Source organism: Bacillus sp. AFS029637 (assembly GCF_002584985.1).
Taxonomy (GTDB): domain Bacteria; phylum Bacillota; class Bacilli; order Bacillales; family Bacillaceae_G; genus Bacillus_A.
Genome location: NZ_NUPZ01000011.1, coordinates 74830 through 91196, shown reverse-complemented (window position 1 = coordinate 91196; position 16367 = coordinate 74830). Strand labels below are relative to the sequence as shown.

Genomic DNA, 16367 nt, shown 5'->3' with positions numbered 1-16367 from the left:
AGAAGCACCTATAGAAGGTGCTTCTTTTGTATAATATAAAGTAATTAATTTGGAAATCATTGAATAACAGGGGGGATATTTTGGCTTTACAACATGAATTTGAATTTGTTTCATCTGAAAAAAAGGATTGGATCTTGAAGGTGTGAATTGGATTGAAGATTGTTTCTTGGATAAAGAAGAGGCGACGATAGAAGAATGTGTTGTATTAAGTGATGAGCTAATCGTGTATTTTTTAGATGTTATCCATTGGATTCCGGTTTATTACCCTGCTAAAAGAGCAGAAGGATTTGGAATTCATTATTATGGTATTACAAAAATTGAACAGAAAGGGGCAGTGGTAGCAGAACAGTTATTTTCTTTACTGATTAGCATGTTTTCTTTAGCGCCAGAAACAATCGAACTGACAGGACAGTTTCAATGGGAAAATGAAAATGATACTGCTGGAAAATATGAAAAATATGTATTTAATCGAGATACATTATGCCTAGAAATAGAGTCTTTTATTCGTTTGCTTCGCAGAGTGAAAAATGCGGAAGGATATATTTTGCATTATGGAATTTGAAAATGATGAATAAATATACAGATAATTTCCTTTCTTTTTAAAATAAAAACAATAAAAAAGTATGTCATATTGAATGCCCATACATCCCTGGAATCATTGATTTTTTTATGGGAAATCAAAAAAACATCAACATATTTGTCGATACATGTTGTATAATCTTGCGTGGGAAGCTATCATATAAATGTATAAAACGTTTACTAATATAAGCGAAGGGAAGAATAGCATGTCACATTCAATCGAACAACTTTCTATCAACACGATTCGCACATTATCCATCGATGCGATTGAAAAAGCAAACTCTGGTCACCCAGGAATGCCAATGGGTGCAGCACCAATGGCTTATACATTATGGACTCAATTTATGAAACACAATCCAAATAACCCAACGTGGTTTAACCGTGATCGTTTCGTATTATCTGCAGGTCATGGTTCAATGTTATTATACAGCCTACTTCACCTATCTGGTTATGATGTAACAATGGATGACTTAAAGAACTTCCGTCAATGGGGAAGCAAAACTCCAGGACATCCTGAGTACGGTCATACAGCAGGTGTAGATGCAACTACTGGTCCACTTGGACAAGGTATTGCAACAGCTGTAGGTATGGCAATGGCTGAAAGACATTTAGCTGCTAAATATAATCGTGATGCGTATAATGTAGTAGATCATCATACATACGCTATTTGTGGTGATGGAGATTTAATGGAAGGCGTTTCTGCTGAAGCATCTTCATTAGCTGCACATTTACAATTAGGTCGCCTTGTTGTGCTTTACGATTCAAATGATATTTCATTAGATGGCGATTTAAATCGTTCATTCTCTGAAAGTGTAGAAGATCGTTACAAAGCATACGGATGGCAAGTAATCCGTGTTGAGGATGGAAACGATATTGGAGCTATCGCAAAAGCAATTGAAGAAGCGAAAGCTGACGAAAAACGCCCAACGCTAATTGAAGTAAGAACGACAATTGGTTTCGGTTCTCCAAACAAATCAGGAAAATCAGCTTCACATGGTTCTCCACTTGGTGCAGACGAAACAAAATTAACGAAAGAAGCATACGCTTGGACTGCTGAACAAGACTTCCATGTTGCAGAAGAAGTATATGACAACTTCCGCAAAACAGTACAAGATGTTGGTGAAAATGCGCAAGCAGCTTGGAACACAATGTTAGGCGAATATGCACAAGCATATCCAGAATTAGCAAACGAATTCCAAGCGGCAATGAACGGTCAACTTCCAGAAGGTTGGGAGCAAAGTTTACCTACTTATGAATTAGGATCAAAAGCAGCAACTCGTAATTCTTCAGGTACTGTAATTAATGCAATTGCAGAGTCTGTACCATCATTCTTCGGTGGATCTGCTGACCTTGCTGGTTCTAACAAAACATACATGAATAACGAAAAAGACTTTACAAGAGAAGATTACAGCGGTAAAAACATTTGGTACGGTGTACGTGAGTTCGCAATGGGTGCAGCAATGAACGGTATTGCGCTACATGGCGGTTTAAAAACTTACGGTGGTACGTTCTTCGTATTCTCTGACTACTTACGTCCAGCAATTCGTCTTGCAGCATTAATGCAATTGCCAGTAACGTATGTATTCACACACGACAGTATCGCTGTTGGTGAAGATGGTCCAACACATGAACCAGTTGAGCAATTAGCGGCGCTTCGTGCAATGCCAAATGTTTCTGTTATTCGTCCAGCTGACGGTAACGAATCTGTTGCAGCTTGGAGACTAGCTTTAGAATCTACAAACAAACCAACTGCTTTAGTATTAACTCGTCAAGATCTTCCAACATTAGAAGGTGCAAAAGACGATACGTATGAAAAAGTAGCAAAAGGTGCATATGTAGTTTCTGCAAGCAAGAAAGAAACAGCTGATGTTATCTTACTTGCAACTGGATCTGAAGTAAGTCTAGCTGTTGAAGCACAAAAAGCATTAGCAGTAGACGGTGTTGACGCATCTGTTGTCAGCATGCCATCTATGGATCGCTTTGAAGCTCAAACTGCTGAGTACAAAGAATCTGTATTACCAAAAGCAGTAACGAAGCGTTTCGCAATCGAAATGGGTGCTACATTCGGATGGCACCGTTACGTAGGTCTTGAAGGAGATGTGCTAGGTATCGATACATTCGGTGCTTCTGCTCCTGGTGAGAAGATTATGGAAGAGTATGGATTTACTGTAGAGAACGTTGTTCGTAAAGTAAAAGAAATGCTTTAATGATTTCAGAAAAATCTCTCCGGCATGGAGAGGTTTTTCTATGTAAATGAGTTTTTTCGACAGAAAAAGTTTTTTATCTCTCCGCAGTCAGACAATCATTGCAAATTTTCTTCTATATAATGAAGAGAAAAGGTTGTCCAGATTGGGAGGCTGAAGATGAAAACGTATGAATTGTATTTAATTCAAGAGGATATTGCGAAAGCTTATTTTGGTCGTGAATATTTATTTTTTGATTTATTTGCTCGATTTTCAGAATCTGGGTCCCTTTCGGAGAAAAAAGTGTTATACAAACAAATGATGTATATAACGATGCCATTACAAGTAATGAAAATTCATCATAAATTAGAGCAAGCTTTACGTGCTCTTGGTCGATATGATAGAACACATCATACACATACACTTTTTACAGGAGCCGAATATGGCGAAATAATGGTGAAACCACACTATATTCGTATGAATACCTCTGGAAATGTCTCTATGGAAACGACGTTTTTTGAGGTGCTTCGAAAGTGTGAATTAACATTTTTAGCTATGGATTATGAAAATACAAAGTACGGATGGCTGAATCCTCTAAAACAAGTACGAACATATGTGTAAAAAATGTCGAATTGTATCTTGTCTTATTGAAAAGGTTTTAGTACACTGTAAGGTAGACAACATGAAGGAGGAAAATATATGCCAATTTGGTTAGGTATTCTAGTGGGCGTAGTAGCACTAGTAGCAGGCGTGGCGTTAGGATTTTTCATTGCCCGCAAATACATGATGAATTACTTACAAAAAAATCCACCAATTAACGAACAAATGTTAAAAATGATGATGATGCAAATGGGACAAAAACCTTCCCAAAAGAAAATCAATCAAATGATGAGCGCGATGAACAAGCAACAAATGAAATAAGCGCTAAAAGACACTCGCTAAGAGTGTCTTTTCTTTTTATTGATTATAGAATTCAAAACTTTTAAAAATTCTGTATTTTTGGTAAACTGAAAACATCGCTCATTTTAAGGGAGGAGGAAAAAACATGAAGGTATTTATTAATTTAGCTTGGTTTTTTAAGCAAGAAAAACGAGCGTACATAATCGGAATTATTATGTTGTTTGGTGTCGCGCTTCTTGAACTTGTCGCGCCAAGAGTACTAGGAATCGTAGTGGATGAAATTAATGATGGAACATTAACATCTGAAAAATTATTGAAATGGGTTATTCTATTAGTAGTTGTAGGAATTACGATGTACATATTACGTTACTTATGGCGTATTATGATTTTTGGATCTTCTTTAAAACTAGCCCGTCAACTCCGAAAGAATTTATATGAACATTTTACAAGGATGAGCCCATCTTTTTATCAATCACGTCGTACAGGCGATTTGATGGCACATGCGACTAATGATATTCAAGCAATTCAGCAAACGGCTGGATCGGGTGTTTTAACACTAGTTGATTCATTAGCTGTTGGAGGATGTGTACTCGTAGCGATGGGTTTTACAATTAGCTGGAAGTTGACGTTATTAAGTTTAATTCCGATGCCAATTGTAGCGATCTCTACGAATTATTATGGAACTTTATTACATAAAAGGTTTCATAAAGCACAGCAATCGTTTTCGGAAATCAATGACAAAGTGCAAGAGAGTATGAGTGGGATGAAGGTAATTCGATCACTAGGACAAGAGAAAGAAGATTTACAAGCGTTTCGAAAAAAGTCAGAAGATGTCGTACATAAAAATATGTTAGTCGCACGTATTGATTCATTGTTTGATCCAACAATCGCTCTTATCGTTGGGTTTTCTTTTTTAATTGCAGTATGTTACGGGTCAGTATTAGTTGTGAGAGGTGAATTGACAGTCGGTGAATTAGTTACATTTACAACATATTTAGGTACCCTTGTTTGGCCGATGTTAGCATTTGGATGGTTGTTCAATATTATGGAGCGTGGACGCGCTTCGTATGACCGTGTAGAGAAAATCCTTTCTCAAAAATCAGATGTAGTAAATAGAGAAAACGCTGTACATACAATAGCGAGCGGTGATGTTTCATTTGCGGTTGATTCATTTTCATATAAGAAAAATGAACTGTTACATTTAACAGATATTCATTTTGATTTGAAGAAGGGTGAAACGCTTGGAGTTGTAGGACGTACAGGTGCGGGGAAAACAACTTTATTAAAATGTTTAATCCGTGAGTATGACCATTTTAATGGTGAATTAAAAGTTGGGGAGCGAGATATTCGAGATGTAACACTTTACGGTGTCCGTTCTGCTATTTCATATGTACCGCAAGATCATTTTTTATTTTCAGCGAGTATTGGGGAGAATATCGCCTTCGGAAAGGCGGATGCTACGTATAATGAAATTACTCGTGCTGCAGAGATTGCTTGTATTCATAATGACATACTTCAATTTTCAGAAGGATATGAGACAGTAGTTGGTGAAAGAGGCGTTTCTTTATCTGGAGGCCAGAAACAGAGAATCTCAATTGCGCGTGCTTTATTAACAAATGCTGAAATTTTAATTTTGGACGACTGTCTATCTGCGGTAGATGCAAAAACAGAGGAAACGATTTTAAATGCATTAAAGAGGGAAAGAGCAGGGAAAACGACGATTATTACTGCTCATCGTTTAAGTGCAATTCAACATGCTAACCTTATTCTTGTTGTGGATGAAGGTCGAATTGTACAACGAGGTACACATGAGCAATTAATGCAAGAAAACGGTTGGTATAAAGAAATGTACGAAAGTCAGCAGTTAGAAGCATTAGTCGAGAAAGGAGGCGTATGATGGCTAAGAAAAAACAGAGTGATTTAAGAAGATTGCTTTCTTATATGAGACCATATAAAGGATTATTAGCATTAGCATTTTTATTTCTAGTTGGTGCAACTGTAACTGAAATGATGGGTCCTTTTTTAATTAAACAATTTCTTGATGAACACTTAGTACCACGTAACTTTGATCAATCGGCACTTGTTACTCTATTTGTAGTGTATATTATTGCTCACTTATTAAAAGTATTATTTACTTATTTAGACTTATTGTATTTTCAAAATATCGCTTTTAAAATTGTTCAAGATATGCGTGTTGAAGTATACGAGCATGTTCAAAAGTTATCATTAAGTTTCTTTGATCGTACGCCGATTGGGACGCTTGTATCACGCATAACGAATGATACGGAAGCAATTAAAGATTTTTATGTCAGTGTATTATCAACATTTGTGAAAAATGTAGTCTTTTTATTCGGTATTTTAGTAGCGATGTTTTTATTAGATGTAAAATTAGCGTTATTTTCTCTCGTATTAATTCCGATTATGTTTGCAATTATGGTGCTATATCGCCGGAAAAGTGCCGTTTTTTATTTAGAAGTACGTAACCAACTGAGTGTTTTAAACGCAAAGTTAAACGAGTCCATTCAAGGGATGAATATTATTCAAGTGTTCAGACAAGAAAAGCGTATGAGAAAAGAGTTTGAAGAAGTTAATACTAAACATTATAGCGCAGGACGACGGACGTTAAAGTTAGACGCATTACTTTTACGTCCAGCTACAGATTTAGTTCATATTATAGCAATTGCGTTAGTACTTGGCTTATTTGGAATTGATGCTTTAAAAAGTCCGGTTGAAGTAGGGGTTTTATATGCCTTTGTTAACTATATTCATCGTTTCTTCCAACCTGTAAATGAGATGATGATGAAATTGTCATTTTTCCAACAGGCACTTGTTTCATCGTCACGTGTATTTCATTTAATGGATGAGAAAGATTTAGCGCCAGTTCAAAAAGCGAATGGAAATCCTCAAGTAGTTGATGGAGATATTAAATTTAAAAATGTTACTTTTTCGTATGACGGAAAGCGTGATGTTTTAAAAAATGTATCTTTTCACGTGAAACAAGGGCAAACGGTTGCTTTTGTTGGGCATACTGGTAGCGGAAAAAGTACTATTATGAATTTGTTGATGCGATTTTATAATATTAAATCAGGAAATATTGTAATAGATGGTGTGGATTTAGAGAAATTTGAAGAACGAGAAATTAGAAAGAAAATAGGACTCGTATTGCAAGATGCTTTTTTATTTGCGGGAAATGTAAAGCAAAATATTCGTATGTACAATGAAGAAATTACGGATGAAGAAGTAAAGGAAGCTGCGCAATTTGTGCAAGCCAATACGTTTATTGAAAAATTACCAGAGCAGTATGAAACAGAAGTAGTAGAACGAGGGGCTGCGTTTTCTAGCGGGCAACGACAATTAATCGCTTTTGCTAGAACGATAGCAACTAATCCAAAAGTATTAGTACTAGATGAGGCAACTGCTAATATTGATACAGAAACAGAAGAGGCTATCCAAACAGCGTTGCAGCAAATGCGAAAAGGTAGAACGACAATAGCGATTGCGCACAGATTATCTACAATTCAAGATGCAGATCAAATTTTTGTTATGCATGATGGAGAGATAGTGGAAAGAGGAACACATCAAGAGTTACTGAGTGAACAAGGGTTGTATTATAATATGTATTTACTACAAAATAAAGGAAGTTTGCAAAAGGCCTTGTAGCTCTACAAGGCCTTTTCATTGCACGTGAAATTTTTACAAAATATATATTGATAACATAGTATAATGTAGTAGAAATATGTATACAAAAGGAGTCGAACTATGGAGTATGTGCTAATAGGTATAATTTTATTATTATTAGCTGGAGTGTTCGTACTGTTTTATAAAAATAAACAGTTAGAATCAGAGAGTCAGCAAGTGGAATTTGAAAAGAAGCAAGCAATTGAAACGTATGAAAATGAAATTGCAGCTACGGTTATAGAACATAAAGAACAACAAAATACATTGAAAAATATGGAACAGAAGAAATACAATGATTTACAAGTAAGTGCAAATAGAGAACTTGAAAATATGCGTATGATGAAAAATCAGTTAGCTATGCAACATAGTAAAGAACGCAGTGAAATGCAAGATAAACATAGTAATGAAATACATATGTTTCAAAAGCTAATTGCAGATTTACGAGAGTATACTAAAAATGGCGCTGAAGTGAATACACATGAAACATTATATTATATGAAGCGAGGATTTGTAGAGCAAGGAATAATAGTAGATAATGAATTTCATATTATGCCGAACGTTTTCGTTAGAAATAAGCGTGGAGGAAATGATTTTCGAATTCATCATCTTGTCTTAAGTAAAACGGGCATATATCTACTTGAGACGAAAGAATGGACAGGGAAATTAATTCATGGTTTAACGAAAGAAAATGCTAGTATATATTCATTTATGATTGATGAAATTGGTAAGTATCAACTAGAAGTTGAGAAAGAAGAGACGTTTGAATGGATTACAGGTGAAGATTCATTAACGCTACAAGTGAAAAATGAAGGGAATCCAGTATGTAGAGCGAAGAAACTATCTCACATTTTATACAATAGTTTGAAAGAAATACAAGTTGATATTGTAAAAGAAAATGTAAAACCAGTTGTATATTTTTATAATGAAAGTGGTAAAGAATTGATAGATCTTTCTGAAGAAGAAACGCCGAGATTAAAAGATAGGGAGCAAATTGTAACGTTCTTTAGAAATGAAATCTTAACAGGGAAAGTAATATATACAGAACAAGAATTAGAAACGATTCGAGAAATGATTAGTAGAATGAATTAAAAAGGGGAGAGCTTTCTGAACGCTATATTACATGGCATTTTGTATGTTTATTTTTGTTTGTATATAATAATGTATCTTGCGTTTATTTTCGTTATTGATATGGTTCATATGTCCTTAAGTGTAAAGAGTATTTTTGTGGTAGTCATGCCATTTATTATATTAGTCATGATTCAAAGAGCTATATTATATGTTTCTAAGAATCGTAATAAAGAAAAAGAACAAATGTTAAAAGTAAGGATGGTAGGACTCATTCCATACAGTGGGGGTAGTTGACTTCAATCGATAGTGAACGTCTTGTTTTACAATTTGATAATGATGGGAAATTTATAGAATATAAGGTGCAACGAGATTAATATAGTGAGGAAAAGAAGTTATATATTGTATAACTTCTTTTTCTTTTTCAATACATTGTAGAAGGGGAATAGGAGGTTTGAATGGAATAAGGAATGAAAGCGGATGTGATGCATATATATAGATGCATTGGGTTCTTTTTTGTAGCACTGTATAAAATGAAAAGGAGGTAAGACGGTGAAGGCAATACCGACTGATGTCCTGAGTAAAGAATTGATGGAAAGAGAAGGAGTTATATCTATTACTGTGAAGGAATTTGAAAAGATAGAAGTAGCTGGAGTAGTGGTCGCTGGTCCTGCAGTTATTTTGATTAATCAAGACTAAGTACATATTATCAATATAGAAAAGTAGTGAAAGCATCCGTCTAGGATGCTTTTTATTTGTGTGAAAGAGAGCGTATAGTAGATAATTGGGGTACTGGGGGGAGAGTATGTGGCAATTATTATAACGATGTTAGTGATGGGGATTTTATTAGGGTTCGTTGGGGCTGGGGGAGCCGGTTTCATTATCGCGATACTCACTTTAGTATTCCATATTCCTATCCACGTTGCTCTTGCAACATCTTTAACAGCTATGGCATTTACGACATTATCTGGGGTTGTAAGTCATTATCGTGAAGGGAATGTTGTGCTTATTATAGGCGGGATTGTTGGTGGATTTGGAGCATTGGGTTCTTATATCGGTTCTAAGTTTGGTTCACTCATACCAGCACATCTTCTTCATTGGTTTACGGCAGGAATGTTGTTTTTATCAGCAATTTTTATGTTCATGAAATTGATTATGTTCCAAAACAGGGAACAGTCGTCTTTATATAAACATAAAGAGCTTTCAATAAACAACTTGATGAAATGTATATGCCTCGGATTAGTTACTGGAATGATGGCCGGTTCATTTGGGATTGGTTCTGCACCATTTATTCAACTCGGATTAATGGCTCTATTAGGATTAACGATTCAGCAATCTGTAGGAACGACTATGCTTGTTATATTGCCGATTGCAATTGGGGGCGGGCTTGGATATAGTTCGGAAGGGTATTTAGATTACATATTGTTATTGCAAGTATTGATCGGGACTATGCTAGGTGCATACGTTGGTGCAAAATTTACAAATTATGCACCACGCATGCTTTTGAGGTTTTCAATGATTATGACACCGATTTTGGCTGGATGTATGCTATTGATAGAATAAAACTAATGTAGAAAACTATTAATATCTTTTACGAATGAATTATGTAAGTAATTCATATTTCACATATATGAGGATTTGCTTTAATATTATGAGTATAAAGTTCGAGTATTCGAAGTACTACTTGAATTATATCCCTATCCCTTTTCTAAAAATGCGAACAAGTTTTGCCCTATTCTATTCAATATTTAATTGTATAGAAATATATTGTTCGATGACCATTGTGGAACGTACATAATGGGAAAATCCCGATCCTTAAAGAGGATGCCCCTAATCTTCATGTGAAAATATGATCGGATATGAAAGCTGGCCAATTGATGGTCAGCTTTCTTTTTGTTCAAAAACTAGCTCTTCTTTAATCTCGGTTTGTAATAATAAAGTTTTTCCGAAGCGACGTTTACATTCCGCACGCACTTTTTCAATTGCTAGTAGCTGAGAAGTGGCGGGAACTGTAACAATAGCTTGGCGAGGATTACGATTTTCTTCACAAAAGACACATTCCACAACGTATTTAGAAATCATATTTTCATCCTTCCGGTTTTAATTTCTAAGAAGGGATTGTCTATGAAGTTGATGTAAGTTTTCGTCATTGTTTACCGATTTTCCTCTTTTTTTTTAGGGGGAAATTGATAAACAACGACGAATTTTAGTAGAAGAGGAACCAGGTTATAGTGTGAAAGTTATAAATAAAATATACGAAAAAGAAGGTATTACATATGGAATTCCCGTCTATGTTCATTATTACTTTGTAGAAAAAATAGGCGGGAATATGAAAATACAAGATCCTGATGAGTTAATACATGAAATTGCTTGGAAAGGAATACATGAAGTTGAAACATTATCGTTAGCTTTTCCGGTGGGTTACGAGTTAATATGCCAATACGCAAATAAAAAAGCAAGTACTTAAATACTTGCGTCTTTAATGTATCCATGACAAGAAAAGCGGAATGATAACTAAACTAGCGCCTGCTGTTAAAAGCATGGATAAACTGGCAATTGTTCCTTCAACAGGGCCGATTTCAAAAGCTTTTGATGTACCGGTTCCATTTGCACTTGTTCCTAACATAATGCCTTTTGCGAGCGCAGTTTTAATGCGACATATACGTATAAGAGATGGGCCAAGCAATGCTCCTGTTAACGCAGTTAAAACGACAAATACTGCTGTTAATTGTGACATACCGCCAATCATTTCTGAAATTGCCATTGCAATCGGTGTCGTTACAATGTGTGGTGCTAAACTGTGCTCTATTGTTGAATCAATTTGAAAATAATTAGCTAATAGTGCGGAAGTAATAACTGATAAAAATGAACCGACAATGACATTAAGCAAGATGGCCATGCCGTGTTTTTTCAATAAATCAAAGTATTTATAGATTGGCCATGCAAAAGCTACTGTTGCAGGTTTTAATAATTCTGTTAGCCAGTGACCACCAGATTCGTATGTTTCATAAGGGGTATCCAATCCAAGCAATAAAGCAATTAAAATAATTGGACAGACAAGAAGAGGAGAAAGTAGGCTCCAATTCCAGCGTTGATACAATTTTTTTGATATCCAATATGTGAATAGTGTTAATAGTAAACAAAGAAAGCCGATCATTGCGTCGATCCTTTCCGCTTAAGTAGCAATTCTGTTAAAAGTCCTGTAGCGAGAGTGACACAAAGTGTACTAATCATGATAATCAAAATGATATCGATTCCATATTGTGATAATGTATCTTTGTAGCGTATGACAGCGACTGCAGAAGGGATGAAAAATAAAATAAGTTCTTTTAATAAAAAGTCTGCGCCATCTTGTATCCATTCTTTTTTCACTATGTTAAATTTTAACGAAATTAATAATAAAAAAATACCGATTATACTTCCGGGAACTGGGAGGTGTGCCTGCTTTGCAATCCATTCACCTGTCCAAGCGAAACAAAATAATAATAAAATTTGGCCGCTTAATTTCCACCATTTCATACAGTAACCACCTCTTTCTTTTTTTTTTTTTTTGTAAAAATTGTAAAAAAGAATTAACAATTTCTACTATACGTTCATTCAAAATGTTTGTCTAATATATAAATTATGTGGTATTAATATATTAGGTGTATTAATCGAAAGTGAAAAGGGTGTCCAAAATGGAATTACGGCATTTGCAATATTTTGTTGTAGTGGCAGAAGAGTTGCACTTTGGACGAGCGGCTGCTCGTTTACAAATGACACAACCACCACTTAGTCAACAAATTCAGCAATTAGAAAAAGAAATGGGAGTTATGTTATTTTCAAGAACAAAGAGAAGAGTTGAATTAACAGAAGCGGGAGAAATGTTTTTAAAAGAAGTAAAAAAAGCGTTTGAACAAATTGAAAAAGCAGTAGAAGTTGCACAAAGTGCACAAAGGGGAGAAGTAGGATCACTTTCAATTGGTTTTGTAGGAGCGGCGATATATGATATTTTACCATCTATCGTTAGGGAATATAGAAAGAAATTTCCGAGAGTATCTGTTGCATTACATGAATTGTCTACGCCAGATCAAGTGCATGCACTTCATGATAATCGTATTGACATTGGCTTTTTACGTCCACCAATTTCAACACAATTACTAGAATTAGAACCAATTCAAAGGCTTCCTTGTACGTTATGTTTACCGAAGGCGCATCCACTTGCTGAGAAAGAGGAAATACATATAGAAGATTTACGAGATGAACCTTTCGTATTTATTACGAGACCAGTATGGCCGGCGTTGTATGATACAATTTTATCCCTTTGCCGAGAAGTTGGGTTTAGTCCACGTATTGTACAAGAAGCAACGGAATATCAAACAGTTATGGGACTTGTAGCAGCAGGAATCGGAATTACGGTAATACCTGTATCGGCAAATAAATTGTATAAAACAGAAGTCGTATATAAAGAGTTATGTGATTCTAATTTTGTTGCAGAAATGTCAGTGGCTTACAAAAAAATGAATAGTAATCCAGAGCTTTTAGAGTTTTTAAAAATTTCAAGAGAGAAGAAAAGAATAGAAGTAGAAGATGCGTAATAACAGTAACGGTTTAATTCAGATATATAAAAGTACACCTTGTTAAACAATAAAGCGGAAATGCACTAAATTGCATTTCCGCTTTATTGTATTTTTTTTAGCTCAATACTAAATAGATAAACGTGCTCATTTTCTTTTAAGAGTGCGTCAATACCTGTTTCTTCATCAATTGCATTTACGCTTACAGTTTCTTTACTGGATTGGATTACAACAGCTAAAATTGTTTTTTGATTGTATCTTAAACTTTTTGCAGATTGAATTGTAGTAGTTGCAGAACTATTTATGTTTGGTGGCTCATCTTCAGGAACAAGCGTGGAACCACCGTCAATATTAATATACCATTGACCTTTTCCATGTATATTGTTATTCAATTGGAGATTTGGTGCTATGAAAGAAAGTTTTATTTTCTTTTCTACAAAATATGATGCAGCTATGTTCGCGATTTCTTTTACTTTTTTACCATTTTGATAATATTCAATTTTAGCCTGAAGTTCATCTTTATTATTTTTGATTGTAACATCATAAAACATTCTATTTCCTTCACCTATAGGAGTCATTTGTAAAATGTCAGATTGCTCTTTTGTTAACTTATGTGGTTTAACAGTGGAACCTTCACTATTTTTTAATGGATTACAATTAGTGAAAAGTAATAAAGAAAGAAGAAACAGCAATTTCAAACGCATATAACCCCTCCTTTTTTACAATTATAGTATATTAATGGAATTTTAACTATTTTATTTTCTAGGACTAAAGGCTTAGAAAAGATTCAGATTGTAGTGCGATGTTTAAAATGTCATATTTTTATACACTAGTAGTATAGAATGCGTATGTTATAAGGTAGGGGAAGAAATTTATGTCTTTATGTCGGTTAGCGAGAAAAAATATAAGAACATTTGCTGCCAAAAGGATGAAGCAATTTATATGGATTGCTATGAGTACTATCATTTTATTTTTTATGGTATCGCTACAATTTAATGAAGTAGCCGTTGGGGAATTAGGGGATACACTTGTATTTCAAATGTGTTTTTCCATGCTGTTTATCGTAGTCATTTTCATATGTATGTTTATTACATATAAAATGACTTCTTCTCTTCTGCAAGTGAGGAAAGAAGAAGTTAAATCTTATGTAGCAGTGAATAGGAAGAGAACTGAAGTGCTATGTTTATTATGTCAGGAGCAATTATTTATTTATGGAACGGCGTTTATTTTTGGATTAGTTAATGGGATGTTATTTTTAAAATTATTTACGATTATCTTTATGAAAATAGCAGGAATACAAGGGATAAATAGTGCACCGATTACAATATATGCAATAGTAGTAGTTAGTATGATTATGATCGTTATCCTTCTATTATCGATGGTGCAATGTTTTCGATTTGTTCAAAGTTTACAAGATAAAAATTCGTTTCATTTCAAGAAAAAGGCATGAGAAATCATGCCTTTTTCTATTTTACACATAAAAATAATCATGTTACAGTGAAAAGACCTTACAAAGAATGGAAAGGGAAGGGTATATAGAATGACAAATGAACAATCAATTGTAAAAGTTGAGCGATTGACGAAGAAAATCGGTTCAAAGACACTTGTACAAAATATTAGTTTTGAAGTAAAAAAAGGCGAGGTTGTTGGTTTACTCGGACCAAACGGTGCTGGAAAAACGACTTTAATGAGAATGATGGTCGGTATGATCCGTATGACAGAAGGTGAAGTGTGGATTGATGGTCAATCTGTGAAACAGCAATTTGAAAAAACTGCTGCGAAAATTGGTGCTGTAATTGAGGCGCCAGAATTTTATCCTTTTTTGAGCGGCTATGAAAATTTAACATATTTTGGACGAATGAATGGTAATGTGTCAGAAGAACGTATCGATGAAGTAGTGAAATTGTTAGGGATGGGACAAGTAATTGACCGCAAAGTAAAAGCATATTCACTCGGTATGAGACAACGTTTAGGAATCGCACAGGCGCTTATTCACAATCCGGACGTATTAATACTAGATGAACCAACGAATGGATTAGACCCTAGCGGAATACATGAAATGCGTATGTACATAAAGAAAATTGCACACGAACAAGGAAAAGCTGTTCTTGTATCTAGTCACTTACTTTCAGAAGTTGAATTAATGTGTGATAGAGTTATCATTATTCAGCACGGGGAATATGTGGCGACGCAAAATATTCAGCATAGTCAAAGCGAAGAGATGGAGACAATCCGTATACGTGTAGATGATGCGAATAAAGCTGCAAAAATGTTAGAACAAGATGTTTTAATAAAAGGTAATGATCTACTTATTAATGTAAAAGATGAAGAAATCCCAAATGTTATTCGTACATTGCTTGAGAAAGATATTCAAGTGTATCGTGTATATGAAGAAAGAAAAACGTTAGAAGAGCAATTTTTAGAATTAACAGGGGGAAAAGATATTGTTTAATTTGGTGTATAACGAGCTGTATAAAATATTTAAACGTAAAAGAACGATTATTCCTTTTGCAGTTGTTGCGGTATTAATTATTGGATTAGGATGGGTTACGGTAAAGTATTTAGAGCCAGATACAAAAGAGTGGAAAGCAGACTATACAGAACGAACTGTAGAAATTGAAAAAAAACTTGGCATGAAAAAAGAAGCTATTTTAGCAGAAAGGTCAGGGGACGAGCTTGTAAAGGAATATCAGCTTAAAATGAAGCATTTAGATACGGATACAGCACCGGCAAGCAGTTCTCCACTTTCTTTCATAAGAGATACAGGGTTTATCGTATTTCCAATTTTGCTTCCATTTATCCTTGTGTATGCAAGTACAATTTTTGCGAATGAATACAGCTGGGGAACATATAAATTTTTAACGATCCGTCCAGCGAGTCGATTTAAAATTTTAACAGCAAAATTTTTAGCAATCGTGATATTTGCAGCCTTATTGTTTATATTTAATATGATTTTCTCCGCCTTATGTGGACTTGTTATTTATAAATTCCAACAACCTGCATGGAGTGAGTTTATTTTCCAAGATGGAAATATTATAAAACAAAATATTTTTGTAGAAGCAAGCAAGTACTATATTTTATCGTGGTTGCCAACTATTGTGTACGCAGCGTTTGCGTTTATGATTTCTGTCTTAACAAGATCTAGCGGAGGCGCAATCGGTATTTCACTGTTTCTTGCTTTATCAGGAAATATCGCGTTACTTCCAGCATCTAGATATGAATGGGCAAAATATTTGTTACCAGCAAACACAAATTTATATGGTATTTCAAAGAGCGGAAGTTTTATTGATGGAATAACATTCCCGTTTGCTTCTTGTATGCTACTACTTTATTTATTTGTATTTTTAGGTGTTTCTTATACTGTATTTTTAAAACGTGATTTAACATAAAGAAAAGCCGTNNACGG

16 protein-coding genes and 3 pseudogenes are annotated in these 16367 nt (G+C 34.7%); 15 read left to right on the top strand and 4 right to left on the bottom strand.

Annotated features, from left to right (window positions below; translation table 11 throughout):
* Window positions 1-80 precede the first annotated feature (80 nt).
* The 10 genes and pseudogenes from COE49_RS04465 (at window position 81) to COE49_RS04420 (ending at window position 9968) form a co-directional block, all read left to right on the top strand.
* A pseudogene (locus tag COE49_RS04465) lies at window positions 81-562 on the top strand (coproporphyrinogen III oxidase).
* 223 nt (window positions 563-785) lie between these two features.
* Window positions 786-2786: a transketolase gene (tkt, locus tag COE49_RS04460; RefSeq protein ID WP_098252584.1), complete on the top strand. Its 2001-nt coding sequence runs from the start codon at window positions 786-788 to the stop codon at window positions 2784-2786.
* 156 nt (window positions 2787-2942) lie between these two features.
* Window positions 2943-3383: a sporulation inhibitor of replication protein SirA gene (gene sirA, locus COE49_RS04455; protein ID WP_088229978.1), complete on the top strand. Its 441-nt coding sequence runs from the start codon at window positions 2943-2945 to the stop codon at window positions 3381-3383.
* Between the two features lie 78 nt (window positions 3384-3461).
* Complete coding sequence (locus tag COE49_RS04450; RefSeq protein ID WP_001123317.1) at window positions 3462-3683, top strand: YneF family protein; 222 nt, start codon at window positions 3462-3464, stop codon at window positions 3681-3683.
* Window positions 3684-3807: 124 nt separating this feature from the next.
* Window positions 3808-5559, top strand: coding sequence for an ABC transporter ATP-binding protein (locus COE49_RS04445; protein WP_098252585.1), 1752 nt, complete (start codon window positions 3808-3810; stop codon window positions 5557-5559).
* Window positions 5559-7322, top strand: coding sequence for an ABC transporter ATP-binding protein (locus COE49_RS04440; protein ID WP_088229976.1), 1764 nt, complete (start codon window positions 5559-5561; stop codon window positions 7320-7322). Before COE49_RS04445 ends, COE49_RS04440 begins: the two co-directional genes overlap by 1 nt.
* A 99-nt stretch (window positions 7323-7421) precedes the next feature.
* A complete protein-coding gene (locus tag COE49_RS04435) occupies window positions 7422-8429 on the top strand; it encodes a nuclease-related domain-containing protein (RefSeq protein ID WP_088229975.1) in 1008 nt (335 codons plus the stop codon).
* 69 nt (window positions 8430-8498) lie between these two features.
* Window positions 8499-8684: pseudogene (locus COE49_RS04430) on the top strand (hypothetical protein); the annotation flags it as partial.
* A 273-nt stretch (window positions 8685-8957) separates the two neighbouring features.
* The gene (locus tag COE49_RS04425; RefSeq protein ID WP_000644411.1) at window positions 8958-9104 is read left to right on the top strand and encodes a BC1881 family protein; all 147 of its coding nucleotides are present in this window, start codon (window positions 8958-8960) and stop codon (window positions 9102-9104) included.
* A 108-nt stretch (window positions 9105-9212) separates the two neighbouring features.
* Window positions 9213-9968 (top strand): sulfite exporter TauE/SafE family protein, encoded by a 756-nt coding sequence (locus COE49_RS04420; RefSeq protein ID WP_088229974.1) that lies wholly within the window; start codon window positions 9213-9215, stop codon window positions 9966-9968.
* A gap of 318 nt (window positions 9969-10286) precedes the next feature.
* Here COE49_RS04420 and COE49_RS04415 read toward each other — a convergent pair whose 3' ends face one another.
* Complete coding sequence (locus COE49_RS04415) at window positions 10287-10487, bottom strand: DUF3903 domain-containing protein (RefSeq protein WP_088229973.1); 201 nt, start codon at window positions 10485-10487, stop codon at window positions 10287-10289.
* 127 nt (window positions 10488-10614) lie between these two features.
* Here COE49_RS04415 and COE49_RS04410 point away from each other — a divergent pair.
* Window positions 10615-10872, top strand: a pseudogene (locus COE49_RS04410) (NUDIX hydrolase); the annotation flags it as partial.
* Between the two features lie 12 nt (window positions 10873-10884).
* Here the strand turns inward: COE49_RS04410 and COE49_RS04405 are convergent.
* Together COE49_RS04405 and COE49_RS04400 are read right to left on the bottom strand one after the other, a co-directional pair.
* A complete protein-coding gene (locus COE49_RS04405; protein ID WP_088229972.1) occupies window positions 10885-11562 on the bottom strand; it encodes an LrgB family protein in 678 nt (225 codons plus the stop codon).
* Complete coding sequence (locus COE49_RS04400) at window positions 11559-11924, bottom strand: CidA/LrgA family holin-like protein (RefSeq protein ID WP_098252587.1); 366 nt, start codon at window positions 11922-11924, stop codon at window positions 11559-11561. Before COE49_RS04400 ends, COE49_RS04405 begins: the two co-directional genes overlap by 4 nt.
* Window positions 11925-12082: 158 nt before the next feature.
* Here COE49_RS04400 and alsR point away from each other — a divergent pair, with 158 nt between their 5' ends.
* The gene (gene alsR, locus COE49_RS04395) at window positions 12083-12982 is read left to right on the top strand and encodes an acetoin biosynthesis transcriptional regulator AlsR (protein ID WP_098252588.1); all 900 of its coding nucleotides are present in this window, start codon (window positions 12083-12085) and stop codon (window positions 12980-12982) included.
* An 83-nt stretch (window positions 12983-13065) separates the two neighbouring features.
* Here alsR and COE49_RS04390 read toward each other — a convergent pair whose 3' ends face one another.
* Window positions 13066-13665: a histidine kinase gene (locus COE49_RS04390; protein WP_098252589.1), complete on the bottom strand. Its 600-nt coding sequence runs from the start codon at window positions 13663-13665 to the stop codon at window positions 13066-13068.
* 170 nt (window positions 13666-13835) lie between these two features.
* Between COE49_RS04390 and COE49_RS04385 the strand changes: the two genes are divergently transcribed.
* From COE49_RS04385 to COE49_RS04375, 3 genes are all read left to right on the top strand, one after another.
* On the top strand, window positions 13836-14411 hold the full coding sequence (locus COE49_RS04385; protein WP_098252590.1) for an FtsX-like permease family protein: 576 nt from the start codon (window positions 13836-13838) through the stop codon (window positions 14409-14411).
* Between the two features lie 90 nt (window positions 14412-14501).
* Window positions 14502-15413, top strand: coding sequence for an ABC transporter ATP-binding protein (locus tag COE49_RS04380; RefSeq protein ID WP_088229967.1), 912 nt, complete (start codon window positions 14502-14504; stop codon window positions 15411-15413).
* Window positions 15406-16350 carry an ABC transporter permease gene (locus COE49_RS04375; protein ID WP_098357359.1) on the top strand — a complete coding sequence of 315 codons (945 nt, stop codon included), beginning with the start codon at window positions 15406-15408 and terminating at the stop codon, window positions 16348-16350. The genes COE49_RS04380 and COE49_RS04375 overlap by 8 nt, the downstream gene beginning before the upstream one ends.
* Window positions 16351-16367 lie beyond the last annotated feature (17 nt).

Bases quoted from the DNA above. Each gene is read 5' to 3' on its own strand.
- COE49_RS04440 (WP_088229976.1), top strand. From the start codon at position 5,559: ATGGCTAAGAAAAAACAGAGTGATTTAAGAAGATTGCTTTCTTATATG.
- sirA (WP_088229978.1), top strand. From the start codon at position 2,943: ATGAAAACGTATGAATTGTATTTAATTCAAGAGGATATTGCGAAAGCT.
- COE49_RS04415 (WP_088229973.1), bottom strand. From the start codon at position 10,487: ATGATTTCTAAATACGTTGTGGAATGTGTCTTTTGTGAAGAAAATCGT.
- COE49_RS04380 (WP_088229967.1), top strand. From the start codon at position 14,502: ATGACAAATGAACAATCAATTGTAAAAGTTGAGCGATTGACGAAGAAA.
- tkt (WP_098252584.1), top strand. From the start codon at position 786: ATGTCACATTCAATCGAACAACTTTCTATCAACACGATTCGCACATTA.
- alsR (WP_098252588.1), top strand. From the start codon at position 12,083: ATGGAATTACGGCATTTGCAATATTTTGTTGTAGTGGCAGAAGAGTTG.
- COE49_RS04450 (WP_001123317.1), top strand. From the start codon at position 3,462: ATGCCAATTTGGTTAGGTATTCTAGTGGGCGTAGTAGCACTAGTAGCA.
- COE49_RS04435 (WP_088229975.1), top strand. From the start codon at position 7,422: ATGGAGTATGTGCTAATAGGTATAATTTTATTATTATTAGCTGGAGTG.
- COE49_RS04445 (WP_098252585.1), top strand. From the start codon at position 3,808: ATGAAGGTATTTATTAATTTAGCTTGGTTTTTTAAGCAAGAAAAACGA.
- COE49_RS04405 (WP_088229972.1), bottom strand. From the start codon at position 11,562: ATGATCGGCTTTCTTTGTTTACTATTAACACTATTCACATATTGGATA.
- COE49_RS04390 (WP_098252589.1), bottom strand. From the start codon at position 13,665: ATGCGTTTGAAATTGCTGTTTCTTCTTTCTTTATTACTTTTCACTAAT.
- COE49_RS04400 (WP_098252587.1), bottom strand. From the start codon at position 11,924: ATGAAATGGTGGAAATTAAGCGGCCAAATTTTATTATTATTTTGTTTC.
- COE49_RS04385 (WP_098252590.1), top strand. From the start codon at position 13,836: ATGTCTTTATGTCGGTTAGCGAGAAAAAATATAAGAACATTTGCTGCC.